We start from the raw sequence: 26,427 nt of genomic DNA on the forward strand, positions 1-26,427 counted from the left end.
ACATCGCTCTTGCCGATGCAGCAGATTCACGGCATCGATCACCTTTCGCATCCGAGTCCGCCTACAAAGAGGTAACTGACTTGCCAAGCCAGACACAGCCCGCCGGAACTCCCCTCGGGGTAGGCATCCTGGGCGCCGGACCTGTCACCCAGGCCATCCACCTTCCCGCCCTCGCCCGGCTCCGCGACATCCTCGAAGTACGCCACATCATGGATGTGGATGAGTCCGTGGCCGCCTCAGTCGCCGCCCGCGTTGGCGCCACCTCCAGCAGCAGCATGGACGCGCTGCTCGGCGACGACACCGTGGACATCGTCGCCATCTGCAGCCCGCACCAGTTCCACGCCGAACAGGTCATCGCCGCCTGCCGGGCCGGCAAGAAGGCCGTCCTGTGTGAGAAGCCGTTCGCCATGAATGCAGACGAGGCGGCGCGCATCTCCGAGGTCAGCGCAGAAACAGGCGTTCCCATCGTGGTGGGTGCCATGCACACCTTCGATCCGGGCTGGCTCGCAGCAGAAGGGCACTGGGAAGACCTGCCGGCGACGGCCCACACCATCCGCTCCTCCATCGTGCTTCCGCCCAACGCCAGGTTCGAAGACTTCGCCACGGAAATCGTGACGCGCCCCGCCATGGGCACGCCGGACTACGCGGACATCGACGTCATCAAAGCCATGATGCAGGGCGGGATCATGGGGCTCGCCATCCATGACCTTCCCTTGGTCCGCCGTTTCACCCCGGACTTCAAGGACATCCAGGTGCTGCAGGCCCGGCACGTCCAGCCCTTCGGCTACGCCATCTCACTGCGCACCCCCACGCGCACCATCGAACTGCGGGCCGCCATGAACAACACCTGGCAGCCGGAGTGGAGCTTCGAAGCCATTGCCGACCACAGTGCGCTGCGGATCGATTTCACTCCCTCCTACGTCCAGGCAGGTTCCGCCACTGCCACCTTCAGCCGGGGCACCGAAACCACCACTCTCGGCCCCTACAGCCACAACGGCTACGAGGGCGAGTGGCGCGAACTGGCAGAACTGGCGCGCGGATCCAAACAGCCGCCGTCCGCACAGACCCTGATCGATGACCTCACCTTCGCCTTGGCCATCGCTGACGCCACAGTGGACAGTGTCGCCGCAGACCACCACCGCCGGCCCGGCGCGATTGCCGCAACCGCGGGAGCGTCAGCATGAGCGCCACGTACTCCGTCACAGCGACCCCCGGCGCTGAGGAGGCGGGCGCAGTCGCCCTGGCCGTAGCGTCGCTGCCGGCAACTTTCGGCCCGGCAGCGGACGGCGCCGCCACCCCGGACGTCGCCGCCATCGCCGGCGGACCCGGCTGGACCGCCGAGGTCCTGGACGCCATCGAATCCGGCAGCCGCGGCGTCCTGGTGGTCAACCCCGTCCCCGAGGACACCGCGCGGCTGTCCGCTGCCGCCGAAGCCGCGGGCACCGCCGTCGTCCTGGACCTGCGCTGGGCCTCCAACCCGGCGCTGGTCTCCCAGGACGGCGGCCCGGACGCCCGGGAAGCATTCCGGAGTGCGCTGGGCACGGCAGCCATGCTGGACAGCGTCGCGACGGCGGCCCCCGGCACGGACCCGCAGCGGCTCCTCGGCGAGCACCTCTCCGCGCTGCTGGAAGTGACAGGAACGCTCGAGGCCGTGTCCCTGCTGCAGAGCGGGACCAGCGGCTACACGTTCAGCGGGAGGCTCGCCAACGGCGCCCCGATGTCCGCCCACGGCGTGCTGACCGCGGCCCGTCCCGCCGGCGTCGATATCCGGTTGTACACGGCCGACGGCGGCGTCAGTGTCCGGCTGCCCGAGCCGGCCGCCGCCTGGCCCGCCGAAGTCCGGGTCACCGGGCCGCACGGCGGACTTTTGCTGCCCACCCTGTACGAATCAGCCCACCGGACGGCCTGGCGCCGCCTCAAGGAGCACCTCACAGCCGGCACCCGGCCGGACGACCTCGCCCGGTTCGCCCGGCTGACCGACCTTTACGCAACTTTCGCTGACACGTAACCCGCCCTTCCGATACGCAACCAACCAGCAGTCAAGTCCCACCTCCACTCTCAACGATGAGCAGGACCGCACCACAACGCAGCGCGCGGCGGTCCCGAAAGGACACACCATGAACGCAAACACCCACCAGAGCCGTTCCTTCTCCCGCAGGGGCTTCCTGGGCCTGACAGCAGCAGCTGCATCCGTGCCCCTCCTGGCGGCCTGCGGCGGAGGATCGGCAAGCCAGGGAGGAGGCGGCGCCGGCGGCGCCATCAAGTTCTGGGACATGCCGTGGGCCGCCCCGGCCTATAACGACGCTGCCAAGAAGATCGCTGAAGGCTTCTCGGGGGCGAACAGCAAGGCGACGTACCAGATCATCCAGTGGAACAACTTCTACCAGACGTTCTCCTCGGCCATCGCCTCGAAGACCGGCCCGGCAGTGTCCACCGGCGGCGGCTTCCAGGCCTTCCAGTTCGAGGAGCAGGGCCAGATTGCCTACGCGGACAAGGTCATCGAGAAGTTGAAGTCCAACGGCCAGTTCGATGACTTCCTTCCCGGAGTGGTTGAGCCGTTCAAGACATCCAAGGGCTACGTCGCCGTTCCGTGGCAGCTGGACATCCGCCCGCTCTGGTACCGCAAGTCCCTGTTCGAGAAAGCCGGCGTGGGAGTTCCCACCGACTGGGCATCCCTGCTCGAGGCGGGCAAGAAGCTCAAGGGCATCGGCGCCGTCGGCTTCGCCACAGGTTCCGGTGCGGGCAACAACATCGGCAACCACCTGATGATCATGATGATGCTCAACAACGGCGGCGGTGTGTTCACCAAGGACGGTGAACTCGATGTCCTCAACGACCGCAACGTCGAAGCCGTCGAATTCCTGCTGGAACTGGTCTCCAACGGCGTCATCGATCCCGCGGCAGTCAGCTACACCACCGATAACCTCAATGCGCAGTGGAAGGACGGCAAGGCCGCTTACGGCATGCTGACCCTGGGCGTTCCCGAGCGCGTGGGTGACACCTCCGGAGACATCGTAGTGGCAAGCCCCATCGCCGGTCCGCACGGTGACAAGGCGGCCCTGATCTTCCCGAACAACATCATGATGTACACCAACACCCCGTCGCAGGAAGCCTCGGAAGAGTTCGTGGTGTACTACCTGGGCAAGCTCAAGGAACTGTGGCAGCAGAAGCTCATGAACGCGCTCCCGGTCTTCAAGTCGATTACCGAAATGCCCGAGTTCACGGCCGATCCCAACAACGTGAAGATCGTCAACGAATACGTGCCGATCGCCAAGACCTTCGCCTCCCAGGGCACAGCCCTCAGCGCCAACCTCGCAGCCCTCGACGGCGGCCAGGCCCTGAACCAGTTCACCCAGACCGTACTCACCGGCAAGACCGATGCAAAGTCTGCATTGACGGCCTTCGACACCGGGCTCAAGTCCGTCCTCAAGAAGTAGGCGCCGGCACCATGTCCTCCACTACAGCGCAGTCCGGCCTGGCCCGGGCCCGCAAGGGACTTGCTCCCGGCGGGGCCGGGGGCGGGTCACTGAACCGGAAGAGCAAGCTTTCGGCGCAGACCTCCAGGACTTTCTTCTGGCTCCTGCTCCCGTCCGTGATCCTGCTGGTCCTGATCCACGGGTACCCGCTCTTTCAGGCCGGGATCCAGGCCACCCACGACGGCAACCTGATCGCCACCGGAAACTTCGTAGGCATCGAAAACTTCCAGCAGGTCCTCTCCTCGCCGGCGTTCTGGAAAGCCGCCCAGTTCACCCTTTGGTTCACCATTGTGGGCGTCTTCGGATCCTGGGCCGTCGGACTGGGGCTGGCTCTCCTGCTGCGGACCAAGATCCCCGCCGGCGGGACATTCAAGGTCCTCCTGCTCCTGCCCTGGGTGGTGCCGATCGTGGTCTCCTCGACCGCCTGGAACTGGCTGGTGGCCACCCCGGACAGCCTCATTCCCTCCATATTCCGAAACCTCGGCCTGGGCACGCCGCTGTTCCTGGCCGACCCCACGCTCGCTGCCGTCACGGTCATGATCTTTAAGGTCTGGGTTTCCTTTCCTTTCATGATGATGATGATCTCCGCAGCCCTGGCCTCCGTGGACAGCACTGTCTACGAAGCAGCGAGCATGGACGGAGCATCCCGGTTCCAGCAGTTCACCCAGATCACCCTGCCGCTGATCGCCCGTTCCACGTACATCAGCTGGATCCTGATGACCATCTTCTGTGTCAACGACTTCCCCACCATCTACCTGCTCACCGGCGGCGGACCCGTTGACGCCACCACATCCTTGGTGGTCCTGGCGTACCGCACCGTCTTCCAGGACTTCGCCACCGGCCCCGGCGTCGCCATCGCCTTCCTCATGACCATCACGTTGGTGGTCGTCTCGGTCATCCTGTACCGCCAGATCCGAAAGTCGAGCGTAGAATAATGAGCGCAGTACTCCACGCCCACCCAGAATCCGGCCCCGTACTTGGAGTCGACGAGGGCAAACCACGCAAGGTTCTCTCCGAAGCAGGCATGCGCGGACGCTGGTGGCGTTTCGTCCTGATCCTGGTCATCACCGCCATTGTGCTGGTTCCGATCATGGTCACGGTGGTCCTGGCGCTCACGCCGGCCCCGAACAGCACTGCCACCGGCCTTACCCTGGAGAACATCACCGGCATCTTCTCCAAGACCCTCGCCGGCACCTGGCTGCAGAACAGCCTGATCACCACGCTCGCCACGGTGTTCGTGTCCGTCGCTGTGGCTGCCCCCGCCGGGTACGTCCTGTCCCGGGGCCGTTCCAGGGCAGTCTCCGGCTACTCCCTGCTTCTGTTCGTCATGCAGTCCCTGCCCATCATCACTTCCGTGGTTCCGCTGTTCATCCTGTTCGCCGCCATGGGCCTGGTGGATAACCTCATGGGCCTGACGATCATTTACGTTGGGTCAACCATGACCGTGGCCACCTGGATGATGGCCGCCTACTTCGACTCCATCCCCATCAGCCTCGAGGAAGCGTCCTGGATCGACGGCTGCTCAGTCTTCGGCTCCTTCACCAAAGTGGTGCTCCGCAACTCCCTCCCGGGAATCCTGTCCACCGCAATCTTTGCCTTCCTCCTGGCCTGGAACGACTACCTGGTAGCCATCGTGTTCCTGCGCTCCAACGAAATCTTCACCCTCCCCATGGGCGTGCAGTCCTTCTTCCAACAGAACAACACCGACTGGTCCGGAGTCATGGCCCTCGCCGTGATCATGATGCTCCCGCCCATCATCGTCTTCGCCACCCTGAACAAGTACTTCAGCGTGGGCGGCATCGGCGGATCCCTCGCCGGCCGCTAGCCTGCCCCATAACCTAGCCACACGACACCTGATAGGAAACCCATGTCTTATTCGCTCCAGCTCTACACCCTGCGCAACGCCATCGCTGAGGACCTGCCCGGCACCATCAGGAAGGTCGCGGAGATCGGCTTCACGCAGGTTGAGCCGTACAACTTCGTGGCCACGGCAGAGGAGCTCGGCGCGGCCCTGAAGGAGAACGGGCTCACCGCACCCTCCGGCCATGCGCCGCTGCTGTCCCAGGACCAGGATGAGATCTTCGCCGCGGCCAAGGAACTGGGCATCTCCACGGTGATCGATCCTTACCTCCCGGCGGAGCACTGGCAGGACGCCGAAACCATCCAGGCCACCGCCGCCAAACTCAACGCCGCAGCGAAGAAAGGCGCCGAATACGGCATCACCGTCGGGTACCACAACCACGCCTGGGAACTGCAGTCCAGCATCGAGGGACGCACCGCGCTGGAGTACTTCGAGTCCCTGCTGGATCCGGAACTGGTCCTTGAAGTGGACACCTACTGGGTGGCCGTGGGCGGCCAGGACCCCGTGGACATCCTCACCAAACTCGGTGACCGGGTGAAGTTCATCCACATCAAGGACGGCAACCTGACCACGGACACCAAAGCCCAGCAGCCCGCCGGGCAAGGCAAGGTCCCCGTCCTGGACGTGATCGCCGCGGCAAAGTCCCTCGAAGTTGGTGTGGTGGAATTCGACGACTACTCAGGGGACATCTTCGACGGCATCAGCCAAAGCCTCGCGTACCTGAACGCCGCAGCAGAAGGAGCCAAAGCATGAGTTTCGCACCATCCACCCACAAGGGGCCGGTCGGCGTTGCAGTCATCGGCGCGGGCAACATCTCCAAGCAGTACCTGGACAACCTGACGGTCTTCCCCGACCTGAAAGTCCTCGTCATCGCCGACCTCTTCGAAGATGCGGCCGAAGCCCGCGCCAAGGAATACGGCATCCCCGAATGGGGCGGCCCGGACAAAGCACTGAACCACCCCGACGTCGAAATCATCGTCAACCTCACCATCCCCGCCGCCCACGTGGAGGTGGCCACCGCGGCGGTGAACGCCGGCAAGCACGTCTGGACCGAAAAGCCGTTCAGCCTGGACCGCGAATCAGGGCTTGGCCTGCTCAAGGCCGCCGACGCCGCAGGTATCCGCCTCGGAACCGCCCCGGACACGTTCCTGGGCGCCGGGATCCAAACCGCGCTTCGGCTCATCCAGCGCGGCGACATCGGCACCCCGCTGACCGCCATGACTACCTTCCAGACCCCCGGCCCGGAATCCTGGCACCCCAACCCCGCTTTCCTCTTCCAGCACGGTGCCGGCCCCTTGTTCGACATGGGCCCGTACTACCTCACCACCCTGGTCCAGGCCTTCGGCTCCATCCGCAAGGTGGCCGCCGTCGGATCCAAAGCCAAAGAGGTCCGCGTCATCGGCTCCGGACCCAAGGCCGGCGAGGAATTCACCGTTGAGGTTCCCACCCACGTCTCAGCGATGGCGCAGTTCGAATCCGGCGCCTCTTCACACAGCGTCTTTTCCTTCGAATCCCCCCGCGCCCGGATGGGTTTCGTGGAGATCACTGGCACGGAAGCCACCATCTCCCTGCCGGACCCCAACTACTTCACCGGCGACATCAAGCTCTGGCGCGCCGGCGACGAGGACTGGACCACCATCCCGGCCACCGGCCCTGCCAACGGCCGCGGTATGGGCGCCCTGGACATGGCCCGCGCCATCCGCGCCGGCGCGCCCCACCGCGCCACCGGCGACCTCGCGTACCACGTGCTGGACAGCATGGTCTCAATCTCCGAATCCATCGACTCCGGAACCTTCGTGAACGTCGAAAGCTCAGCTCCGGTTTCCACAGCCCTCCCCGAGGACTGGGCCCCGGAAACCGCAACTCTCTAGCTCAGCCACCAGGAAGCAGCAGGAACACGCCATGACCACTCCCGCACACCCAACCGCAACCCCGTCTCCCCCGTCCCTGGGGGTGGCCGCCATCGGTTACGCCTTCATGGGGAAGGCCCACTCGAATGCGTGGCGGAACGTGGCCAGTTTCTTCGACGTCCCGGCCTTCGAGCAGAAAGTGCTCGTGGGCCGGGACGCAACCGCCGTGGCCGAGGCCGCCACCAAGTACGGCTGGGCCGAGTTCGCCACTGACTGGCGTGAAGTCATCAACCGGGACGACATCCACATCATCGACATCTGCGCCCCCGGCTGGATGCACGCCGAGATCGCCGTCGCAGCGCTCGAAGCGGGCAAGCACGTACTGGTCGAAAAGCCCCTCGCCAACACCCTCGCGGAAGCCGAACTCATGACCGCCGCCGCCGCCAAGGCACGTGCCAGGGGTGTGCAGTCCATGATCGGCTTCAACTACCGCCGCGTCCCGGCCCTGGCACTGGCCAAAGAACTCATCGCCGAAGGCCGGCTCGGCACCGTCCGGCACGTCCGCGCCGCCTACCTCCAGGACTGGCTCGCCGACAGCCAGTCCCCCATGACCTGGCGGCTCCGGAAGGAAACCGCCGGGTCCGGCGCCCTGGGCGACATCGCCTCCCACGCCATCGATCAGGTCCTCTACCTCCTGGGCGACCAGGTCACCGAGGTCACCGGCAGGCTCCACACGTTCGTTCCGCAGCGCCCCGGCAGCAAGTCCGGCGGAGTCGGGCTGGAAGACGTCACGGTCGACGACGCCGCCTGGGCCACGCTGTCCCTCGCCTCCGGGGCCATCGCCTCGGTGGAGGTCTCCAGGGTGGCGACGGGCCAGAAAAACAGCCTCAAGCTCGAGATCTACGGCGACCGGGGCACCATCCTGTTCGACCTCGAAAACCTCAACGAGCTCGGCTTCCTTGACGCCACCGCCCCGGTCCGGGAGCAGGGATTCCGCCGGATCCTCGTCAACGAACCGGACCACCCCTACCTGGAAGCGTGGTGGCCCCAAGGCCACATCATCGGCTGGGAACATACCTTCACCCACCAGGTGCGGGACTTCCTGCTTGCCGTCCGGGACCAAACCCCGCCCTCGCCGTCGTTCGAGGAAGGCCTGAACGTGCAGTACATCCTCAATGCCGTGGAGGAATCCGCCGCCGCGAAGAGCGCCCTGATCCAACTGTCGGGCGCCGCCCCGGCAACCAGCCCCGCCGCCACCGAAGGAGCCTGACCATGCCCCGCCCGTTTACCCTGTTCACCGGCCAATGGGCCGACCTTCCCCTCGAGGAAGTCGCCAAGCTTGCCTCCGGCTGGGGCTACGACGGCCTGGAAATCGCCGTCTCCGGAGACCACCTGGACGCCTGGCGCGTGGACGAACCGGGCTACGTCGAATCCAAGCTCGAACTCCTGGACAAGTACAACCTCAAGGTCTGGGCCATTTCCAACCACCTCAAGGGCCAGGCCGTGTGCGATGACCCCATCGACTTCCGCCACGAAGCGATCGTCGGCTCCAGAGTCTGGGGCGACGGGGAGCCCGAAGGCGTCCGCCAACGTGCCGCCGAGGAACTCAAGCACACCGCCCGGCTCGCCCGCGCACTGGGCGTGGACACCGTCGTCGGGTTCACCGGCTCCTCCATCTGGCAGTACGTCGCCATGTTCCCGCCCGTCCCCGAAAAGGTCATCGACGCCGGCTACCAGGACTTCGCCGACCGCTGGAACCCCATCCTGGACGTCTTCGACGAGAACGGCGTCCGCTTCGCCCACGAAGTCCACCCCAGTGAGATCGCCTACGACTACTGGACCACCCAGCGCACCCTCGAAGCGATCGGACACCGCGAAGCGTTCGGCCTGAACTGGGACCCCTCGCACATGATGTGGCAGGGCATGGATCCGGTCTCCTTCATCTGGGACTTCAAGGACCGCATCTACCACGTGGACTGCAAAGACACCAAGGTCCGCCAGACCGGCCGGAACACCGTCCTGGGCTCCCACCTGGCCTGGGGCGACCCGCGCCGTGGCTGGGACTTCGTCTCCGCCGGCCGCGGCGACGTGCCCTGGGAAGCGTCCTTCCGGGCGCTGGCAGCCATCGGCTACAACGGACCCATCAGCGTCGAATGGGAAGACGCCGGCATGGACCGCCTCCACGGCGCCCCCGAAGCCCTCGCAGCCCTCAAAAAGTTCGACTTCCCCGCCTCCCAAACCAGCTTCGACGCCGCCTTCAGCAGCAAGGACTGACGCGTGGCAGAGTCAGAACCGAAGCACGACGGTTTCGTCCCGCTGTTCGACGGGTCGACCCTGGCCGGTTGGTACTCAGTCCCGCGCGTGTACGGCACTGAGTATCCGGGCGGCCCGCCGCTCCTGGAACGTTTCGAAGCCCTGGGCCTGACCCCGCCGGTCGATCCAGAAAAGCACCCTGCCCGCTGGTTCGCCGAGGACGGTGTCCTGGTCGGTGAGCAAGATACGCCCGGCAGTGGCTACGGCGGCTACCTGGTGACCGAGCAGGCGTACGGGGATTTTGAGCTGGTGCTGGAGATGCGCCCGGACTGGCCGGCCGACACGGGAGTGATGCTTCGCCGGCGTCCGGACAGCTGGGAGGGCTTCCAGGTGCTGGTAGACCACCGGCCGTCCGGCGGGATCGGCGGTTTCTTCGGCAACGGGCTGGCGAGTTTCTCGGCCGTTCCGTTCGCCGTGGACGTTGCCGTTGACGCCGATGGCCGCCCGGCCGGGCTGGTTGCCGATGACCCCGCCACCTCGGTGGAACCCGTCACAGAGGAGAAGCGTGCCCGCCTCACTCACGCCGCCGACGTCGGGGATTTCCTCAAGGCGTGGCACTGGGACGGCTGGAACGAACTGCGCGTCCGCTGTTTGGGCGCGCTGCCGGTGATCACCACGTGGATCAACGGCGTCAAGATCGCCGAGCTGGACACCGCCACCCTCGACTCACCCAACTACAACCCTTCGGATGTGCTGGAGGTCCTTGGCCCCCGCGGCCACATCGCCCTTGAAGTGCACGACAACGACTCCATGTTCGGCGAAGCGCGCTGGGGCAAGGGCGCGCAGTGCCGCTGGCGGAACATCCGCATCAAAGAACTCGACCGGGGGCAGTTGTGAACAGAACCCTGCAACCCGGCCAGCGCAGCGAAGTATGGATCGCGTCCGTGACCGGGGAAGCCGAGCTGCTCTACAGCAGTGACGACGTCTTGTTTGAGGCTCCGAACTGGACCCTGGACGGTGCAGCGCTTGTCCTCAACGGCGACGGAAAGCTGTGGACGCTGAACGTGGCCGGCGGCCATCCCGTGGAAGTTCCGCTCACCGGGGTCCCGGACCTGAACAACGACCATGTGCTGGCTCCCGACGGCACCGGCATCTTCCTCTCGGCCAATGACGGCCACATCTACCGGGCATCCCTGGCCGGCGGAGCAGCCACGCGCATCACCGGGGAGGATGGCGCTTTCCACTTCCTCCACGGCGTCAGCCCGGACGGCCGGGAACTGGCCTATGTCAGCATCGAGGCTGGGGACTTTACCCGGCCCGGCCGCCTGATGACCATAGCGTCCGACGGCGGTGCTGCCGCCAGCGTTGACGTCGGTCCCGGGCACTGCGACGGCCCGGAATATTCACCCGACGGGAAGTGGCTGTACCTGAACACGGAATCGTTCAGCACAGCGCCCGGGCATGCCCAACTGGCGCGGATCCGGAGCGATGGGACCGGTTTCGAGCAGCTTCTGGCCTCCGATTCGGTCGACTGGTTCCCCCATCTCTCCCCCGACGGCCGCCTGGCGTCGTACATCCGTTTCCCCCGCGGAACCCAGGGCCATCCCGCTGACTTGCCGGTCGCCGTCGTCCTCGTTTCGACCGCGGACTGGACCACTCCGCTGCAAACGTGGCCGCTGTTCGGCGGCCAAGGTACCCTCAACGTCAACAGCTGGTCCCCGGACTCTGGGCATATCGCGTTCGTGGCCTACCCGCTTCCTGACTCAACAAAGGACTAACTACGTGACCCTCAGCAATGGCACCTCGGACGGAACAATCCGTTGGGGAATCCTTGGCACCGGCTTTATCGCCGGGCTGCAGACGCAGGACCTGAACGACAACGGCTTTACCGTGCAGGCCGTCGGCTCACGCTCCGTGGACTCGAGCAAGGCCTTCGCCGAACAGCACGGCATAGCTACTGCCCACAGCAGCTACGAGGATCTGGTGGCAGACCCGCTGGTGGACGTGGTCTACATTGCTACGCCGCACCCCATGCACCACGCCAACGCCCTGCTGGCCTTGAATGCCGGCAAGCACGTGCTGGTTGAGAAGTCGTTCACCATGAACGCCCGGGAAGCGCAGGACATTGTGGACCTGGCCGAATCCAAGGGGCTGGTGGCCCTGGAGGCCATGTGGACCAGGTTCCTGCCGCACATGATCCGGATCCGGGAGCTCATCGCCGACGGGGCCATCGGAGAGGTCCGCAAGGTGGTGGCCAGCCACAACCAGAGCCTGCCGCAGGACCCTGCGCACCGTCTGAACGACCCCGCCCTGGGCGGCGGCGCCCTCCTGGACCTGGGGATCTACCCGGTCTCCTTCGCGTTCGACATCCTGGGCACCCCGGCCCGCATCACGGCCAGCGCCTCAATGACGGCCACGGGCGTGGACCGCCAGACCGCGGCGATCTTCGAATACGACGGCGGTGCGCAGGCTTTGGTGGACTGCGAACTCGACGCGGCCAGCGCCAACCGGGCCATGGTGCTCGGCACCAAGGGCTGGATCGACATCGAGCACACCTGGTACAACCCTGTGCCGTTCACGGTCCACGCCGTCGATGGCAGTGTTGTTGAGCGGTACGAGCAGTCCGTAACCAGCCGCGGAATGCAGTACCAGGCAGCCGAACTCGAACGCCTGGTCCGCGAGGGCGCCACCGCAGGGACCGTCCTCCCGCCCGGCGAGACCGTGGCCGTCATGGCCGCGATGGACCAGATTCGGAAGCACATCGGCCTGAGCTACGAGGCCGACAGGGAAAGCGCATGAGCGAATCAGCCCGCCTGCTCGAACTGCGCCGGCAAGAGGAAGAACTGGTCTTCCCCAGCTTCAGCCAGCACGACGCCTGGCGCCTGGGCTCCCTCATCGCCAACCACGCCATCGCCGAAAACCACGGCGTGGCCATCGATATCCGCCGGCACAACATCGTGCTGTTCCGCTGCGTCCTCCCGGGCGTCACGTCCGACCAGCAGGAATGGATCCGGCGGAAATCCAACTCAGTGCTGCGCTTCGAACACAGCACCGCCTACCTCACCGAACAATTCAGCGATTACGACCCCACCCAGGGCGGCTGGCTCGCTCCCGAGGACTACACGCTGGCCGGCGGCTCCTTCCCCATCCGCGTCCAGGGCGCCGGAGTCATCGGCGCCATCACCGCCTCCGGCCTCACTTCCGACGAAGACCACCAACTGGTAGCAGACGGGATCAGGAACTACCTTCAAACGTTGGCGTAGAACGGCGATTGCTGAACGGCGCCAACAAGCCGGGCAGGTAAAGGGCCCCGCGGCTGCACCGGGACGGTGCGGCCGCGGGGCCCTTGTACTGAAGCGGTGCTGTTAGCCGGCGTTGAACTCTTCGCCGCCGTCATCCTTCGGCGACTTTTCCTGCGGAAGGTCGTTGCCGCTGCCGTCCGGGACGCCCGCGGCTTCCTGGCCCGGCTCAGAGGAGGTGGGTGCGGACCCCTTGGAGTCGTCGTTGTTCTCGTCGATTTCGGCGGCGCTGGAGGGGAGGTCGACGTCGCGCGCCACCTGCTCCCCGCCGTCGGACTGCGGTTCGTTGGTGTCAGCGCCCTGGCCGCCCTGCGAACCCTGGGTGGCCTGCTGGTCCTGCCCGCCCATTTCCTGCTCAGCGGTTGGAGTGCCGTAGCCGCCCGGGTCGGTCTCGGGTGCAGCGTGCTGGTTGTCCTGCGTCATGGTTCCTCCTGATTGCGTTGCGGTTGATTCGGTATGAAGCGGGCTAGAGGCCCTTGCCCCCGGTCACCGGAAGCACAGCCCCGGAAATGTAGGAGCCGTCTTCGGAAGCGAGCAGCACGTAGGCCGCTGCCAGTTCGGCCGGTTGCCCGGCGCGCTCCAGGGGCGTGTCCTGCCCGAAGGAAGGAAGCTTGTCCGGCCATTCGGTGGCCGGGATCAGCGGCGTCCAGATGGGGCCGGGCGCAACGGCGTTGACCCGGATTCCCTTGGGCCCCAGCTCCTGCGCCAGCGCCTTGGTGAAGGCCACCTGGGCGGCCTTGGTCATGGCGTAGTCGATCAGGCCCGGCGACGGGTTGAACGCCTGGATCGAGGCCGTGGTGATGATGGAGGCGCCCGCCTTCAGGTGTGGAACGGCCGCCCGCGCCGTCCAGAGCAGTGAGTACAGGTTGGTCTTGAAAACCCTGTCGAACTCTTCGGTGGGCAGGGACTCAAGGCTGTCCCGGTTCTTTTGGTAGGCCGCGTTCAGCACCACCACGTCCAGGCGGCCAAATTCGCTGGCGGCCTCGTCCGCGATCCGCGTGCTGAACTCCTCCTCCCGTCCGTCGCCGGGGAACAGCAGGGCGCGGCGCCCCGCCTTGCGGATCCATTCCGCGGTGTCCTGGGCGTCGTCTTCCTCTTCCGGAAGGTAGGAGATGGCGACGTCGGCCCCCTCGCGGGCGAAGGCGATGGCCGCGGCTTTGCCGATTCCGGAGTCGCCGCCGGTGATCAGGGCTGCCTTGCCTTCAAGCTTTCCGTTGCCCTCATAGGACGCTTCGCCATGGTCCGGTTTCGGATCCATGGGCGCGGTCAGGCCGGGCTGCTTCTGTTCCTGTTCAGGGAACGGCCCCGAATGGTAGCCGCCCCGCGGATCCTTGGGCTGGTCTGTCTGCTTGCCTGTTTCCTGCTTGTCAGTGCCGCTCATAGTCCGCCTACTCAGTTGTCGGTTTCCGAAGAGCTTTGCCGGTATACCGGCTCTTCGAAGCTATCCCCCACGAAGGAACCAAGTCCACCGCTCAGAACCAATAATCAGTAAACTTATCAAATACTGGGGTTGGCGCAACGTTGCCTTGTTTCTGGGTAGGTAAAGAGTAGGAAGGGAACAAGGGGGCTGGCCGGGATTGGAGGACGCAGCAATGTCAGGGGTGGAGGATTACACCGGCAGGACCGGGCGGAACGAAACCCGTGAGGAACAGATGGACCGCAACTGGGCCGAGCTGCTGCAGGAGCTGCGGGTACTGCAGACCGGGGTGCAGATCCTTGCCGGCTTCCTGCTGACGCTCCCCTTCCAGTCGCGGTTCGAGGATCTGGACAGGTTCCAGGTGACGCTCTACCTGGCCAACGTTGTTGTCGCTGCCCTGACCACCGCCTTCATCCTCCTCCCCGTCAGCGTCCACCGCCGGCTGTTCCGCAAACGGCTGAAGGAAACGCTCGTCGCCAGCGCGGACTCCATTACTAAGATCGCGCTGGGCGGGATCGCCCTCCTCAGCGCCGGGACCGCCGCGCTGGTCTTCGACGTCACCGCGGGGCGGCAGGCCGGCCTGACGGCAGGAGGAGCCCTGATGGCGGTGATGGTGGTTCTGCTCGTCTTTGTCCCCATCCACCTCAACCGGAAGGCCGACGCGGGCAAACTCGACCGAAAGCTGTAAGCAGCCGAATGGTTTTAGGGAACGGAGTAGGAAATGCGCAGATGGGCTAAGGAGCACGGGCTGCTCCTCGCAAATTTGGCCCTCTTCCTGGCGTTCTTCGGAGGCATGATCCTTTCGGGGGCTGCCTCCTACAGCGAAGACCAGCAGGCCCATGGGGAACCGGCCGTCACCGTGCTCCAGTTCCTGGGCAGCGGGGAATTCGTGGAAGCCACCTTCGAAAACTGGGAGTCAGAGTTCCTGCAGATGGCCATGTACGTGGTCCTGACCATTTTCCTTTTCCAGAAGGGTTCCTCAGAGTCGAAACCCCTGGACAAGAAGGCGCCGCAGGACGAGGACCCACGCTACGCCGCCATCAGGAAGGCAACGCCCTGGCCGGTGAAACGCGGCGGGATAGCACTCGGGTTCTATAAGCATTCGCTGTCCATCCTGCTGTTCGTGCTGTTCCTGGCGTCGTTCACCATGCACGGCGTGGGCGGCGCGGAAGCGTACAGCGAGGATCAGCAAAGCCATGGCCAGCCTGCAGTAACCTTCCTGCAGTACCTGGGCACCAGCCGCTTCTGGTTCGAGTCATTCCAGAACTGGCAAAGCGAGTTCCTGGCCGTCGCCGTCCTGGTGGGCGCCTCCGTCTACCTGCGGGAGAAGGGCTCCCCGGAGTCCAAGCCCGTCGCCGAACCGCACTACGAAACCGGCGCCTGAATCTCCCGCCGCGTCCTGAGCTTGTCCACTACGAGAGGAACATATGAGAACCGCACTGAAATCAGTCCTGCTGGCCCTGCTGCTGTTGGCCGCCCCGGCGTTCTCGGCCAGCGCCGCCTCGGCCGCACCGGCACCGGCCGCCGCCACGGTGGCCGGAACGGACGCCGCAGCCGCCGTGCCGGCGGGAACCACGCCCACCCCTTCTCCCGGTGACACGTCATCCACCGGCCCGGCCAACCCGGGAACCGGCGAATCAACGCAGAGCGAATCCACCCGCGTGAACTATGCGCCTTGGGTCATCGGCGGCATCGTGGTGGTGGTACTGATCGCAGTACTGATCTGGAGCCGGCGCCGCAACAAGCCCTTCGTCGGCTGATTCGGATGATTACCCGTGACGTCGCCGATGGCATCCACCTGATCAGTCATGCCAATGTGAACTGCTACATGGTGGAAGACGAGGACGGAGTAACCCTCGTGGACGCTGGACTTCCGAGCATGTGGCCCATGCTGCAGGAACTCCTCGACGCGTGCGGCCACAGCCCCGACCAGGTCCGGGCACTGGTGCTGACCCACGGCCACTTCGACCATGTGGGTTTCGCCCTGCGTGCACACCGGGATTGGCACGTGCCGGTTCTGGTTCACGGTAGGGACGCCCGCCTCGCCGCGCACCCCTACCGGTACAAGCCCCAGCGCAACCGTTTCCTATATCCGCTGGGCCACCCGCGGTCCGTGCCGCTGCTGGGACGGATGGCGGCCGCGGGGGCGCTGAACGTGAAAGGCGTTCCGGACACCAGCCCGCTGGATACCGGCGCGCCGCTGCAAGTCCCGGGCCGGCCCACACCTATCCACACACCTGGCCACACTGACGGTCATTGCATCCTGCATTTCGGGGACCGCGATGCCGTCATTGCCGGAGACGCCTTAGTCACGCTCGATCCATACACCGGCAAGAGCGGCCCACAAATCGTGGCTTCCGCCGCCACCAAGGACACGGCCCAGGCCTTGGCGTCACTGGAAGCGCTCGCCGACACGGGCGCAACGACGGTCCTGACCGGGCATGGTGAACCGTGGACGCATGGGGCACAAGCCGCTGTGAGGCATGCGCTACAGGTGGGTGCCCACTGAAAACGTACGGACTAAGCCCCTTCGAGGACCTGGCTGGTTGCCCAGGTGAGGTACTTGCCGGCGTTCGCGACGGCGTCTTCCGGGCTTGAGGCAACATCCAGCAGCTGGGCCGCGGCAACCACGCCATGCCCGGTGAGGTCCTCGAGGCTCACCAGGATCCGCCCGGCCACCACAATGACGGGGATGCCGCGTTCGCGGGCAGCATCGGCGAGCGCGATGGGCGCCTTGCCGGTCAGCGACTGGGAATCCATGGACCCTTCGCCCGTAATCACCAGGTCGGCGCCGGCCAGTTCGCCTGCCAGGCCGGTCAGGCCGGCTACCAGCGCGAAGCCGCCTTCCAGCGTGGCGTCGGTGAAGGCAAGGAACGACGCCGGGAAGCCGCCGGCGGCGCCCGCGCCGGGGACGTTCACATCCCGGCCTGTCGCCTCCCGCAGGACGGACGCCCAATTGCGGAGGCCGGCGTCGAGCAGTTCAACGGCATCCTCGTCCGCACCTTTTTGGGGTGAGAACACGTGTGCGGCGCCGGTGGGCCCGTACAGCGGGTTGCGGACATCCACGGCGACCCGGAAGGTTGTGGCGGACAGCCGGGGATCAAGGCCGGTGGCATCGAGTGAGACGACGTCGGCCAGCGAGCCGCCGCCGAGCGGCACCACGTTGCCGGCTGAGTCGAGAGGCTTGAGGCCCAGCGCACGCAGGGCGCCGCTGCCGCCGTCGCTCATGGCCGAACCTCCCAGGCCGAGCACGATCTCGGTGGCACCCGCCTCGAGCGCCGCCGCGATGAGCTGGCCGCAGCCGTAGCTGTGGGCACGGAGCGCATTTTCCGGCGTCGGTTCCATCTCTGCCAGGCCGGAGGCCTGTGCCGTCTCGATCACTGCGGTGACCTTGCCGGCGTCGTCCTTGCGGATGGCCCACGCGGCCCCCAGCGGAGCGAGGATGGGACCCACCACGGCGTTGAGCCGCTCCTCATAGCCTGCCGCGACGGCCGCCTCCAGGGTCCCCTCGCCACCATCGGCAATGGGGAACTGGGTGGCCACGGCGTCCGGGTAAACGCGGAGGGCGCCCTCGGCGATGGCCGCGGCCGCCTCAGCCGCGGTGAGTGAACCCTTGAACTTGTCCGGAGCGATCAGAATACGCATGCGCCCATCATGCCAGCAACCTTCAGGAAAGCGCTTGCCCGCTCCGTCATACGGACAATAACTGCACCGTTCACGTGGGTAAGCTCAGCCCTTCCGCCACTCGTGGCCGATCAGATGGGAACCAGCCTGCGGCCCCATCTGCAGCATGCCGCCATCCACCGCCCAGGAAGCGGCATTGACATAACTGGCAGCAGGCGAGGCAAGGAAGGCGATGACCGCGGCAACCTCGCGGGCATCTCCGGGCCGGCCCAGCGGAATCCCGGGCCGGTCCTTCGACGCCGGATCCTCGTTATCCTGGCCTGTCATGGGGGTGGCAATCTCCCCGGGCGCCACGGAATTGGCGGTGATGCCGTGCTCGGCGAGCTCCAAGGCCAGTGTCTTCATCAGGCCGCCCAGCCCGTGCTTCGAGGCGTCGTAGGCGGCGGCGCCGACGCGCGGCTGGAATTCGTGCACGCTGGTGACGGCGATAAGGCGGCCACCCCTGTTGGCACTGACCATGCGCCGGGCGGCCGCCTGCAGGCACACAAACGCGCCGTTAAGGTTGGCGTCCAGCGTCCGCATCCAGGTGTCAACGTCCAGGTCAAGGAACCTGGTGCCGTCACCGGCGCCAGCGTTGTTCACGAAGACATCCACGCCACCAAGTTCGTCAGCCAGTTCATTGACGGTCGCCGCGGCACCCTGGAAGTCCGTAGTGTCGAGCTGCCGGACCACTGCCTTTCGGCCCAGGGCCCGGACCTCGTCGGCCGTGCCCTCGGCGCCGGCTTTGTCCGAGTGCCAAGTGACGCCGATGTCCAGCCCTGCCTGGGCCAGGGCCACCGCAGTGGCCTTGCCGATTCCGGAATCTGATCCGGTGACGATGGCGGTGGCGGGTCTGAACGGGCTGGTGTCCTGCATTCGGCGGCCTTTCCGTAAGGGGTTTGCGGTCCCACCTGGCGGGCATGCTGTCAGGCAGGCCTGCGCAGTTCCTGCGGCGTGTACCCTTCATCGTGGCTGCCGCCCGGAGCGTCGGAGACGTCCGCAGTGCCGGCCTGGTCCCGGGTGTCCGGAACGGCCCTCAGCGGGACGGCGAAGGTGACCACCGGCCGGGCTGCGGCGTCGTCAGCGGAGCGGATGGTCAGGCTCCTGGTGCCGGGCGGCACGGAGGGGGTGAACACCTGGAGGTTCCTGGACCCCAGGGCGGCGGAGTCCTGCAGCGTGTACTCGGTTCCGAAGTGGTCCTGGAGGATGATGCGGGGCTGCGGGCCGCCGTCGGCAGCCATCTGGATGGTGACCACCAGGCCGGTGTCCCAGATCTCGACGGACAGGACGGTGAACGCCGTGGCGTCGGTGATGTGCCGGCCGTACGTGGGCGGAAGGAGCATCCCGCGAAGGGTGCCGGAAGGAATTAGTTCTCGCATGGTTTTTTCCTGTGGGTCTTGCATCCACTGCCGCCGGACCGGCCCGGAATGGTATTCCGGTGCCGCCTGTGCAGGGATGCGGGTGCGGCTGGGGCACCTCCCGGGCCGGGATTTCCAGCCGTGGCGTGGTTGCCTTGCGCTGCGCGGTTCATGGTTGATGAAGGATGGCCCGCCATAACGGGGGACTGGGAATCCCCTTCAGGCGGGGAGGGCGGAACCTTGTGATACCGCCGCTGGATCTAGTGGAGAGTGCTTCCGGCAGTCGCAGGAACGTACTGTCCGGCATCTCCGACACCTGTTGCCCATCGCGTTCCCCCTGCCATACGTTGGCCGCCCTTTCCATGGGCCTCAACAGCCCCAGCTGAGTGATAAGTCTGCTTACCATCAAGCCTCCGGCAGAGCCCCGCTGTCAAGGGGACGGCGCGGTTTCAGCGGGAATCCACAACGGCCAGCTGCCCGCGGAGCGATGGCACGCCCGCGCCGGGACCTTTCAGGGGCTGCCTGTCAGCGGCGTGTTTTCCCCGGCACGCTCCGGGGCCTCCCCGGATGGACGCCTCGGGCGAAGCGCCGCCACGTAGCCAGGCACCCGGCTTTGGCCCTCGACGCCGGTGACCGGGTTGGTTTCGATGGCGGCGGACCCTTCCTCCAGCAGCTCCCAGGATGCAGGCGGCAGCGCCCGCGAGCGCTCCTTCGGGCCGAAATGGCCCGGCATCGGCAGGCCGCGGATGGCTCGCTCCAGCGGAGCGGGGATGCTGCGCTGCGTGGCACCCAGGTGGGTGACGTACTCCACGGGGTTGCCCTGGAAATTGGTTTCCGCCAGGAACACCGTTCCCCGGCCACCGGCCAGGACCCGGAGGTTTTCGGCGAGGGCTGCCTGGTCTGCCGGAGACAGCACGTGCAGCACCCCGCGGACAAAGACGTTGGCCGGGCCGGCCACCAGTCCGGCACCTGCCCCGGGCGCCGTCATGTCGCGGACCTCAAAGCTGACGTGGCCGGGGTTGCCGGGCTCCGCTGCGGCGCGGGCGGCGGCGTGCGCCGAGATGTCCACGCCGATGGCCCGGGGAAAATGCGCAGCGAGGGCCCGGGTGAAGCTGCCGTGGCCGCAACCCACGTCAACAACCGGCAAGGCGGGGTCAAGGTGACGGAGGATGAGGTCCCGGTAGCCAAGGAATTCATGGTCGCTTCCGGCGTCCCAGAGCACCTCGCCACCCGGCCCGGTAGCCGTAATTCCCGCCCAGTAGCGGTCCCAGGCGAGCGGCCGGTCCTTGGGCGCGGAACGGGACAGCCGGATGAGCCGGGGAAGCATCAGGTACTTCCGCCAGCCGGTCTTCGCGGGTTTTGCGGGGTTAGGCACGCCCCAAATATATGTCCTCAAGCAACTACAACCGCCGGGATGTGCAGTGTCGGCGCGGCCACGCACCGGGCCGGACGCAGCCTGGGCCCGGTGCATGGGTCAGGCGTCGCGCGCCAGCCAGGCCATCGCTTCGGTCCGGGACGTGAAGAACCGCGTGGGGCACGGCAGCCTGCTGACCCCTAGGGCGAAGTTGGCCATAACCTTGTCCACCGGCGATGAGCCCAGGAGGGCAATCCGGGACGCCTGGCACGGCCGGCCGAACACGGCGCGGGCGCCGCGGCTGACCTTCTCGGTAGTGGCCATATCCACCAGCATCGGACGCCGGGCGGACCCGCACATCTCGTTGACCCGATCCATGGCGCTCTGGGCATCGGCCTCGCTGATCGATGCCCCGCGCGGCCATCGGAGCTGCAGGATTCCGCCCTCATCGAGGCTGAGGTCCCCTTTGACATGGTCGGCCGGCTGGTGCGTCACTTTGTCCTCCCCGCGATCTTTCTGGAGCCCCCGGGCCCCTCGTCCCCCTACAATGTACTCAACTGGGAGGGAAGGGGTGGCTGTGGCGTCTGACACGCCCGAAGTTTCGAGCGCGCCCCGCACCGTCGTCGTCGCGGATCCCGACGCCGGGAGGCTGGCTCAGAATACTTCGGCCCTCCGCGGCGCCGGCTACGTGGCGCACGCAGCGGGCGATGCCGCAAGCCTGGCCGGGCTGCTGGCGGAAGGCGAGCCGGCAGCCATCATCGCGGACGCCACGCTGCTGCCAGGCCTGGAGACCGAGGCACCCTTGCTGGTCATGGTCGATCTGGACGATCCCCGGCAAACATCCATCCGCCCGCCGGGCATCCACGACTGCATCACCAAGCCAGCCTCGCAGCGCGAGCTTGTGCACCGCACTACGGCCCTGATCGACCAGGTGGCACACCGCCGGGCATCGCGGCAGGACGCCGAGGCCCTCCGCGAGCAGCTCCGCCTGGTTTCGGCGGCCGTGCGCGCCACCAACGATCCCCAGGAGATTGCGCGCTGCGTGGTTGAAGGGTTCGGCCGGACCTTCAAGGCTGACCACGTCCTGCTGGAAACCTTCGAGGACAACCGCGTACCGCGCATCACCGCAGCGTGGGACAGCGACGGGTTGGCGCCCTTGGACGACGACGACCTGCCGGACGAGGATTCCGCGCGGCGGACCGCGGACCTGCTGTGGGCCGGGGCGGAGACGCTGTCCACGGATGCCGCGGATGCGGACGACGCCGAGCCCGCCCGGACCCGCACCGACGGCGGGCAGGCGGCGGACGGTGAGGCCCCGGCGTCGGGCATCTCCAACGCGGCATCAACGCTGGCGGTACCCATGGGCGAGGGAAGCTCCTCATTGGGCATCATCTGGATTGCGTCCCTGGACAAACCGCGGAAATGGTCGCGTACGGAACTTGGGCTGATCCAGCACGTGGCGGGTAACGCGGCCCACGGCCTGATCCAGAGCCACCTGATCAGCAGCCAGCAGCAGGTAGTGAAGCAGCTGCAACAGCTGGACAAGGCGAAGACAGACTTCCTGGCCACGGTGAACCATGAGCTCCGGACGCCGCTGACGTCCATCATGGCCTACCTGGACATGATCCAGGAGAGCACCGAACAGCCCGGTTCCGCGGAGATCCACCAAATGCTGGACATCGTGGTCCGCAACACCGAGCGGCTGCGCACCCTCATCGAGGACATGCTGAGCGTCTCCCGAAACGGCCTAGACGACACCCTGATGCACCTAACCCCGGTCCGCCTGGGCCAGACCCTGGACCTGGTGGCCTCCGCACTGCGGCCGCTGGCCAAACTGCAGAACGTGACCATCGCGTTGGAACCGGTACCGGAGGACCCGGAGATCCTGGCCGACGAAATCCAGCTGCAGCAGGTGTTCACCAACCTGGTCTCCAACGCCATCAAGTTCACCCCCAGCGGCGGACGTATCGAGGTGGGCAGTGAATCCCACGCAGCAGCGGACGGCAGCCGCTGGGCCACCGTCCGGGTCGCCGATAACGGCATCGGCATTTCCAGCGACGAGATCGACCATGTTTTTACCCGGTTCTACCGGGCGTCCAATGCCATGTCCGGCGCCATCCCGGGGACGGGACTGGGCCTGGCCATCACCAAGGACATCGTGGCCCGCCACGGTGGAACGATCGATGTGGCCTCCACGCTGGGTGCGGGGACCACTGTCACCGTCAGCCTTCCCCTCGATGCAGACAGCACCCAGTCCAACTGAGCGGGGGAAGGAAGAATCCGATGTTCGCGGATAACGATCCCCGGCTCACCCTGCTCCTGGACCACATAGTCCGGATCGCATCGGGTGACCTGGGCTCACGGGTTGAGGTCTCCCCTGCCCGCGATGAGCTCGATGCGATCATCATGGGCACCAACCTTCTGGCCGAAGACCTCCAGATCATTTATGAGGAACTGGAACAGCGCGTGCAGGTCCGCACCCAGATGCTGCACGAGGCACACCTCAAGATGCAGAAGATGGCCATGCAGGATCCGCTGACCGGGCTTGCCAACCGGTCCGCGCTGATCGATGCCCTCCGGGCCGCCCTGGATGCTGACACGGCATCGGGGGAAGGGCCGGTGATCCTCCTGATGGACCTTGATGCCTTCAAGTCCATCAACGACTCCATGGGGCACACCGCCGGGGACCAGGTCCTCATTACCGTGGGCCAGCGGGTACGGAACGCCGTGCGGGCCACGGACGTGGTGGCCCGGCTGGGCGGGGATGAGTTCGCCATCGTCATGCCCGCCGTAGCACCGGACCAGGCGGCCATTGTGGGGCACCGCATCCTGGCGGCGCTCAGTGAACCCATCGAGCTGCCGGGCAAGAGCGTGCGCTGCGGGGCCAGCATCGGATTGAGCGTCGGCTCGCCGGGCCAGACCCCGGAAGAGATGCTGATGGAAGCCGACGTGGCCATGTACGCATCGAAGGCCGAAGGGCAGAACCGTCTGCACCGGTTCGAACCCGGGCTGCTGCTGGTCCGCCGGCTGCGGAGCCAGCTGGTGGAGGACCTGCGGGCTGCCATCAGGAACGATGGCCTGATGCTGTACTACCAGCCGGTGGTGGACCTGGTGTCCCGCCGGTTGGAGGGCGTGGAAGCCCTGGTCCGCTGGAACCACCCCACCCGGGGGTTCATCATGCCGGACGAGTTCATTCCGCTGGCCGAAGAAGCCGGCCTGATTTCGGAGCTGGGCAACTGGGTCCTCCGCACCGCCGTGCAGCAGCTGCGCGCCTGGATCGACGATTCACTGGTGGACGGCGGCTTCTCGGTCCGGATCAATATTTCCGCCACGGACCTGCAAAGCCTGCAGTTCATCGAGGACGTCCGGAACGTCCTGCGGGACACTGGCGTCAAGCCTGAACAGGTGGTCCTAGAGCTGACGGAAGTGGCCATCGTCAAGGGCAACGAACTGGACCGTTACTCCCTGGCCGGCCTCCGCGGGCTTGGGGTGGGCATCGAGATTGACGATTTCGGCACCGGCTACTCCTCCATCAGCTACCTCAGGCGCCTGCCTGTGGACCGGGTGAAGGTGGACCGGTCGCTGATCTCGGGTCTGGGGACTGATCCCAGCCAGCCTGCACTGGTGGCCGCCGTCCTCCAGCTGGTCCGCGCCTGCGGCCTGGAAGCCGTGTGGGAGGGCGTTGAAACGGCGGAGCAGGCTGAAATTCTGCGCGAACTTGGCTGCCTGAGCGCACAGGGCTATTACTTCAGCAGGCCCGTTCCACCGGACGACATCCCCGCATTGCTCGCTGACCAGCAGGAAAGCGCTCACCGCCAGCCGTGAAAGGACTGCCTTTTTTACCCCGCCCGATATACGATCATCGTGCGGGGGACGGTTTTCCGGCACCGCGGAAACCGCCGTTGTCAGCACTAAACGTTAAAGGCGTTCTGGAAATTGAACATTAATGGGCCAATGGGTCATTACTTCGTCAACTGGGGGCGTAGCTAATGTCGGTTCGTGTACAGGCATGGGGAATCATCGCCGCGGTCCTGGCGGACACCGATCCGTCGGGAGCCGCCGTCCGCCAGCGCCTCAGCAACAGCCTCGACGAGAATCCGGGAGTGCCCGAGCGGGCGCTGCTGGAGTACCTGCTCGAGACCCGGCGCAGCGACGCCAACACCGAAGAGACACTCGAGAGCGCGCGGCAGATGCGCATCGCTCCGAACTCCATGCCACCGAAGTTCGCGGAGCAGCTGGACGCCATCCGCAGCGTGTCCCGCATCAGCGCGCTCCTGGAGAACCAGATGCTGATGACGGCGTTCCAGCCCATCTACGGACTGGCGGACAAGAGCGTGGTGGGAGTGGAGGCGCTCTCACGGTTCGTCAGCGATGACGGCGCCGCCGCCGAACTCTGGTTCGCAGAGGCAGCGGCTGTAGGTCTCGGCGCAAACCTTGAGTTCTCGGCGCTGGGTTCGGCTGCCGCCGCGGCCAGGGACCTGCCAACGGACCTGTACGTCTCGCTCAACATCTCGCCCACGTCCTGCCTGGACCCGCGGCTGCCGGAGCTGTTCGCGCACATCGACCTCCCCATCGACCGGGTGGTCCTTGAACTGACCGAAACCATCCCGGACGAGGAGTATGCGCAGTTCATCGCCGCCATCAACCCGCTCCGGGACAAGGGCCTGCGGATCGCCATCGACGACACGCACTCCGGCGCCGGGGCGCTGAGCCGCATGGTGCACCTGCGGCCGGACTTCCTCAAAGTTGGCCGGGACGTCTTCGGCAACGTGGACAATGACGGCCTCCAGCGGGCACTGACCACCTGCCTGGTGGACTTCACGGACCAGATCGGCACCACCCTGGTGGCGGAGGGCATCGAAACCGTAGGCGAGTTGAAGGTCCTGACGGAACTGGGCATCGACGCCGGGCAGGGATACTTGCTGGGCAGGCCCTCCGTCCGCCCGCAGGACTGGGCGTCCTGGAACACCCGCCAGGACGCTGACGGCCTCAACCGCCACCTGCCCGAGCCCGCCGGGCGCAGTCCGCAGGAGAATGAGCCCGCCTAGACCGTGCACGCCAGGGCACTACTTATTCGGAGTGGCCCTGGTCCCTGCTCATCTGGCCTTCAGCCGGCGGCGTTTCCCCGGGCGGCACTCCGCCGCCGGGCTCGAGCCCGGTGATGTTCCCGTCGGTCGGATCGGGATTGGGTGAGTCCCCGGCTTCCCTGCTGCGCTGCTTCGCCAGGTCGTCCTGGGCAGCGCCGACATCATCAGTGCCTTTGCCTGGTTTGTCCGGGTTGGCAGGGTCATTCTCCGGATGGTAGGTGCTCACGGTCCTTCGTCCTTCCGTTCGGGCTGCGGTCCGATTCCCCAGCTCTGGACTAATTGTAAGCATGCTGATAATTCTGGAGGTAGGGCCGGTCGGGCGTCCGGCACGCGAAGACACGAGGAGTCATCATGGGCATCGGCGACAGCATTGGCAAGGCAGCAGAGAACGCGATGGAGGATCTGGCCGGAACATCGGACCCCACGGAAAAGATGGATGTTCCTGACCCTGCGGACCCCAACGATGATGTGGAGGTCCACTCCTCCCTGAGCGAAGGTTCCAACGCCATGGAAGCGGAAAAGCAAAAGGCACCCGGGCTCAAGACCGGCGCGGCGCCGGCTCCCGTGTCGAACAGCCCACTGGGCGGGGACGCCGGGGGAACGGACAGCGAGCAGTCCGGGCCGGGTACCGCGAGCGACGACGACGGGCGGGCCGGTGACGCCACGGCACCATCGGGAGCGGCTGGCGCCGCGGGCGGCAAGGTTGCGGGTCCGGGCGGGCTTCCGGAGGGCGACCCCGACGAACTGCGGGCCGATCCCTCTGAGGGAAGCCAGGATCCGTCCACGACAACTGGCCGGAGTTAGCGGTA

General features: G+C 66.3%; 29 protein-coding genes. 21 read left to right on the forward strand and 8 right to left on the reverse strand.

Annotation, left to right across the window (positions count from 1 at the left end; all coding sequences use genetic code 11):
• Positions 1–80 precede the first annotated feature (80 nt).
• The 13 genes from UC32_RS12125 (at position 81) to UC32_RS12185 (ending at position 12,703) form a co-directional block, all read left to right on the forward strand.
• A complete protein-coding gene (locus UC32_RS12125) occupies positions 81–1,184 on the forward strand; it encodes a Gfo/Idh/MocA family protein (RefSeq protein WP_045731471.1) in 1,104 nt (367 codons plus the stop codon).
• Positions 1,181–2,008 carry a hypothetical protein gene (locus UC32_RS12130; protein ID WP_045731472.1) on the forward strand — a complete coding sequence of 276 codons (828 nt, stop codon included), beginning with the start codon at positions 1,181–1,183 and terminating at the stop codon, positions 2,006–2,008. The genes UC32_RS12125 and UC32_RS12130 overlap by 4 nt, the downstream gene beginning before the upstream one ends.
• Before the next feature lie 109 nt (positions 2,009–2,117).
• Complete coding sequence (locus UC32_RS12135) at positions 2,118–3,437, forward strand: ABC transporter substrate-binding protein (RefSeq protein WP_045731473.1); 1,320 nt, start codon at positions 2,118–2,120, stop codon at positions 3,435–3,437.
• A gap of 11 nt (positions 3,438–3,448) precedes the next feature.
• Entirely contained in the window at positions 3,449–4,411 is a 963-nt protein-coding gene (locus UC32_RS12140) for a carbohydrate ABC transporter permease (protein WP_045731474.1), read from the forward strand.
• On the forward strand, positions 4,411–5,301 hold the full coding sequence (locus tag UC32_RS12145) for a carbohydrate ABC transporter permease (protein ID WP_045731475.1): 891 nt from the start codon (positions 4,411–4,413) through the stop codon (positions 5,299–5,301). Before UC32_RS12140 ends, UC32_RS12145 begins: the two co-directional genes overlap by 1 nt.
• A gap of 42 nt (positions 5,302–5,343) precedes the next feature.
• A complete protein-coding gene (locus UC32_RS12150; RefSeq protein ID WP_045731476.1) occupies positions 5,344–6,090 on the forward strand; it encodes a sugar phosphate isomerase/epimerase family protein in 747 nt (248 codons plus the stop codon).
• Positions 6,087–7,208 (forward strand): Gfo/Idh/MocA family protein, encoded by a 1,122-nt coding sequence (locus tag UC32_RS12155; RefSeq protein ID WP_045731477.1) that lies wholly within the window; start codon positions 6,087–6,089, stop codon positions 7,206–7,208. The genes UC32_RS12150 and UC32_RS12155 overlap by 4 nt, the downstream gene beginning before the upstream one ends.
• Positions 7,209–7,239: 31 nt before the next feature.
• Entirely contained in the window at positions 7,240–8,457 is a 1,218-nt protein-coding gene (locus UC32_RS12160) for a Gfo/Idh/MocA family protein (RefSeq protein WP_045731478.1), read from the forward strand.
• A gap of 2 nt (positions 8,458–8,459) precedes the next feature.
• A complete protein-coding gene (locus UC32_RS12165) occupies positions 8,460–9,461 on the forward strand; it encodes a sugar phosphate isomerase/epimerase family protein (protein WP_045731479.1) in 1,002 nt (333 codons plus the stop codon).
• A 3-nt stretch (positions 9,462–9,464) separates the two neighbouring features.
• On the forward strand, positions 9,465–10,337 hold the full coding sequence (locus UC32_RS12170) for a 3-keto-disaccharide hydrolase (RefSeq protein WP_045731480.1): 873 nt from the start codon (positions 9,465–9,467) through the stop codon (positions 10,335–10,337).
• Complete coding sequence (locus UC32_RS12175; RefSeq protein WP_045731481.1) at positions 10,334–11,218, forward strand: TolB family protein; 885 nt, start codon at positions 10,334–10,336, stop codon at positions 11,216–11,218. Before UC32_RS12170 ends, UC32_RS12175 begins: the two co-directional genes overlap by 4 nt.
• A 4-nt stretch (positions 11,219–11,222) precedes the next feature.
• Positions 11,223–12,239, forward strand: a complete 1,017-nt coding sequence (locus tag UC32_RS12180; RefSeq protein WP_045731482.1) for a Gfo/Idh/MocA family protein — start codon at positions 11,223–11,225, stop codon at positions 12,237–12,239.
• Positions 12,236–12,703 (forward strand): heme-degrading domain-containing protein, encoded by a 468-nt coding sequence (locus UC32_RS12185; protein ID WP_045731483.1) that lies wholly within the window; start codon positions 12,236–12,238, stop codon positions 12,701–12,703. Before UC32_RS12180 ends, UC32_RS12185 begins: the two co-directional genes overlap by 4 nt.
• A gap of 102 nt (positions 12,704–12,805) precedes the next feature.
• On the opposite strand, the gene UC32_RS12190 is transcribed toward UC32_RS12185, so the two are convergent.
• Together UC32_RS12190 and UC32_RS12195 are read right to left on the reverse strand one after the other, a co-directional pair.
• Positions 12,806–13,162, reverse strand: coding sequence for a hypothetical protein (locus tag UC32_RS12190; protein ID WP_045731484.1), 357 nt, complete (start codon positions 13,160–13,162; stop codon positions 12,806–12,808).
• Positions 13,163–13,205: 43 nt separating this feature from the next.
• Positions 13,206–14,120, reverse strand: coding sequence for an SDR family oxidoreductase (locus UC32_RS12195; RefSeq protein ID WP_045731485.1), 915 nt, complete (start codon positions 14,118–14,120; stop codon positions 13,206–13,208).
• A 211-nt stretch (positions 14,121–14,331) separates the two neighbouring features.
• Between UC32_RS12195 and UC32_RS12200 the strand changes: the two genes are divergently transcribed.
• Genes UC32_RS12200 through UC32_RS12215 form a run of 4 tightly spaced genes read left to right on the forward strand, consistent with a single transcriptional unit; the run spans position 14,332 to position 16,665 of the window.
• Positions 14,332–14,844, forward strand: coding sequence for a DUF6328 family protein (locus UC32_RS12200; RefSeq protein ID WP_045731486.1), 513 nt, complete (start codon positions 14,332–14,334; stop codon positions 14,842–14,844).
• A 33-nt stretch (positions 14,845–14,877) separates the two neighbouring features.
• Positions 14,878–15,540 carry a DUF6766 family protein gene (locus UC32_RS12205; RefSeq protein WP_045731487.1) on the forward strand — a complete coding sequence of 221 codons (663 nt, stop codon included), beginning with the start codon at positions 14,878–14,880 and terminating at the stop codon, positions 15,538–15,540.
• Between the two features lie 43 nt (positions 15,541–15,583).
• A complete protein-coding gene (locus tag UC32_RS12210; RefSeq protein ID WP_045731488.1) occupies positions 15,584–15,916 on the forward strand; it encodes a hypothetical protein in 333 nt (110 codons plus the stop codon).
• A gap of 5 nt (positions 15,917–15,921) precedes the next feature.
• Complete coding sequence (locus UC32_RS12215) at positions 15,922–16,665, forward strand: MBL fold metallo-hydrolase (RefSeq protein ID WP_045731489.1); 744 nt, start codon at positions 15,922–15,924, stop codon at positions 16,663–16,665.
• Between the two features lie 11 nt (positions 16,666–16,676).
• Here the strand turns inward: UC32_RS12215 and UC32_RS12220 are convergent, their stop codons facing one another.
• From UC32_RS12220 to UC32_RS12240, 5 genes are all read right to left on the reverse strand, one after another.
• Positions 16,677–17,801: a glycerate kinase gene (locus tag UC32_RS12220; protein WP_045731490.1), complete on the reverse strand. Its 1,125-nt coding sequence runs from the start codon at positions 17,799–17,801 to the stop codon at positions 16,677–16,679.
• 84 nt (positions 17,802–17,885) lie between these two features.
• The gene (locus tag UC32_RS12225) at positions 17,886–18,695 is read right to left on the reverse strand and encodes an SDR family oxidoreductase (RefSeq protein ID WP_045731491.1); all 810 of its coding nucleotides are present in this window, start codon (positions 18,693–18,695) and stop codon (positions 17,886–17,888) included.
• Positions 18,696–18,745: 50 nt separating this feature from the next.
• A complete protein-coding gene (locus UC32_RS12230) occupies positions 18,746–19,198 on the reverse strand; it encodes a hypothetical protein (RefSeq protein ID WP_045731492.1) in 453 nt (150 codons plus the stop codon).
• A 490-nt stretch (positions 19,199–19,688) separates the two neighbouring features.
• Positions 19,689–20,504 carry a class I SAM-dependent methyltransferase gene (locus UC32_RS12235; protein WP_045731493.1) on the reverse strand — a complete coding sequence of 272 codons (816 nt, stop codon included), beginning with the start codon at positions 20,502–20,504 and terminating at the stop codon, positions 19,689–19,691.
• A 147-nt stretch (positions 20,505–20,651) separates the two neighbouring features.
• Complete coding sequence (locus tag UC32_RS12240) at positions 20,652–21,026, reverse strand: SpoIIAA family protein (protein WP_045731494.1); 375 nt, start codon at positions 21,024–21,026, stop codon at positions 20,652–20,654.
• 52 nt (positions 21,027–21,078) lie between these two features.
• On the opposite strand from UC32_RS12240, the gene UC32_RS12245 reads away from it, so the two are divergent.
• From UC32_RS12245 to UC32_RS12255, 3 genes are all read left to right on the forward strand, one after another.
• Positions 21,079–22,794 carry a sensor histidine kinase gene (locus UC32_RS12245; protein WP_045731495.1) on the forward strand — a complete coding sequence of 572 codons (1,716 nt, stop codon included), beginning with the start codon at positions 21,079–21,081 and terminating at the stop codon, positions 22,792–22,794.
• A gap of 20 nt (positions 22,795–22,814) precedes the next feature.
• A complete protein-coding gene (locus UC32_RS12250; RefSeq protein WP_045731496.1) occupies positions 22,815–24,356 on the forward strand; it encodes a putative bifunctional diguanylate cyclase/phosphodiesterase in 1,542 nt (513 codons plus the stop codon).
• Between the two features lie 164 nt (positions 24,357–24,520).
• Positions 24,521–25,579 (forward strand): EAL domain-containing protein, encoded by a 1,059-nt coding sequence (locus tag UC32_RS12255; protein WP_235423658.1) that lies wholly within the window; start codon positions 24,521–24,523, stop codon positions 25,577–25,579.
• Positions 25,580–25,601: 22 nt separating this feature from the next.
• Here UC32_RS12255 and UC32_RS12260 read toward each other — a convergent pair whose 3' ends face one another.
• Positions 25,602–25,844, reverse strand: coding sequence for a DUF6480 family protein (locus tag UC32_RS12260; protein ID WP_045731497.1), 243 nt, complete (start codon positions 25,842–25,844; stop codon positions 25,602–25,604).
• 125 nt (positions 25,845–25,969) lie between these two features.
• Here UC32_RS12260 and UC32_RS12265 point away from each other — a divergent pair, with 125 nt between their 5' ends.
• Positions 25,970–26,422: a hypothetical protein gene (locus UC32_RS12265; protein WP_045731498.1), complete on the forward strand. Its 453-nt coding sequence runs from the start codon at positions 25,970–25,972 to the stop codon at positions 26,420–26,422.
• Positions 26,423–26,427: the final 5 nt, after the last annotated feature.

Origin of the sequence: Pseudarthrobacter chlorophenolicus, assembly GCF_000962805.1 — a bacterium.
GTDB classification, from domain to species: Bacteria; Actinomycetota; Actinomycetes; order Actinomycetales; family Micrococcaceae; genus Arthrobacter; species Arthrobacter chlorophenolicus_A.

Bases quoted from the DNA above. Each gene is read 5' to 3' on its own strand.
- UC32_RS12130 (WP_045731472.1), top strand. From the start codon at position 1,181: ATGAGCGCCACGTACTCCGTCACAGCGACCCCCGGCGCTGAGGAGGCG.
- UC32_RS12135 (WP_045731473.1), top strand. From the start codon at position 2,118: ATGAACGCAAACACCCACCAGAGCCGTTCCTTCTCCCGCAGGGGCTTC.
- UC32_RS12140 (WP_045731474.1), top strand. From the start codon at position 3,449: ATGTCCTCCACTACAGCGCAGTCCGGCCTGGCCCGGGCCCGCAAGGGA.
- UC32_RS12145 (WP_045731475.1), top strand. From the start codon at position 4,411: ATGAGCGCAGTACTCCACGCCCACCCAGAATCCGGCCCCGTACTTGGA.
- UC32_RS12150 (WP_045731476.1), top strand. From the start codon at position 5,344: ATGTCTTATTCGCTCCAGCTCTACACCCTGCGCAACGCCATCGCTGAG.
- UC32_RS12155 (WP_045731477.1), top strand. From the start codon at position 6,087: ATGAGTTTCGCACCATCCACCCACAAGGGGCCGGTCGGCGTTGCAGTC.
- UC32_RS12160 (WP_045731478.1), top strand. From the start codon at position 7,240: ATGACCACTCCCGCACACCCAACCGCAACCCCGTCTCCCCCGTCCCTG.
- UC32_RS12165 (WP_045731479.1), top strand. From the start codon at position 8,460: ATGCCCCGCCCGTTTACCCTGTTCACCGGCCAATGGGCCGACCTTCCC.
- UC32_RS12185 (WP_045731483.1), top strand. From the start codon at position 12,236: ATGAGCGAATCAGCCCGCCTGCTCGAACTGCGCCGGCAAGAGGAAGAA.
- UC32_RS12190 (WP_045731484.1), bottom strand. From the start codon at position 13,162: ATGACGCAGGACAACCAGCACGCTGCACCCGAGACCGACCCGGGCGGC.
- UC32_RS12195 (WP_045731485.1), bottom strand. From the start codon at position 14,120: ATGAGCGGCACTGACAAGCAGGAAACAGGCAAGCAGACAGACCAGCCC.
- UC32_RS12200 (WP_045731486.1), top strand. From the start codon at position 14,332: ATGTCAGGGGTGGAGGATTACACCGGCAGGACCGGGCGGAACGAAACC.
- UC32_RS12205 (WP_045731487.1), top strand. From the start codon at position 14,878: ATGCGCAGATGGGCTAAGGAGCACGGGCTGCTCCTCGCAAATTTGGCC.
- UC32_RS12210 (WP_045731488.1), top strand. From the start codon at position 15,584: ATGAGAACCGCACTGAAATCAGTCCTGCTGGCCCTGCTGCTGTTGGCC.
- UC32_RS12215 (WP_045731489.1), top strand. From the start codon at position 15,922: ATGATTACCCGTGACGTCGCCGATGGCATCCACCTGATCAGTCATGCC.
- UC32_RS12220 (WP_045731490.1), bottom strand. From the start codon at position 17,801: ATGCGTATTCTGATCGCTCCGGACAAGTTCAAGGGTTCACTCACCGCG.
- UC32_RS12225 (WP_045731491.1), bottom strand. From the start codon at position 18,695: ATGCAGGACACCAGCCCGTTCAGACCCGCCACCGCCATCGTCACCGGA.
- UC32_RS12230 (WP_045731492.1), bottom strand. From the start codon at position 19,198: ATGCGAGAACTAATTCCTTCCGGCACCCTTCGCGGGATGCTCCTTCCG.
- UC32_RS12235 (WP_045731493.1), bottom strand. From the start codon at position 20,504: ATGCTTCCCCGGCTCATCCGGCTGTCCCGTTCCGCGCCCAAGGACCGG.
- UC32_RS12245 (WP_045731495.1), top strand. From the start codon at position 21,079: ATGTACTCAACTGGGAGGGAAGGGGTGGCTGTGGCGTCTGACACGCCC.
- UC32_RS12250 (WP_045731496.1), top strand. From the start codon at position 22,815: ATGTTCGCGGATAACGATCCCCGGCTCACCCTGCTCCTGGACCACATA.
- UC32_RS12255 (WP_235423658.1), top strand. From the start codon at position 24,521: ATGTCGGTTCGTGTACAGGCATGGGGAATCATCGCCGCGGTCCTGGCG.
- UC32_RS12265 (WP_045731498.1), top strand. From the start codon at position 25,970: ATGGGCATCGGCGACAGCATTGGCAAGGCAGCAGAGAACGCGATGGAG.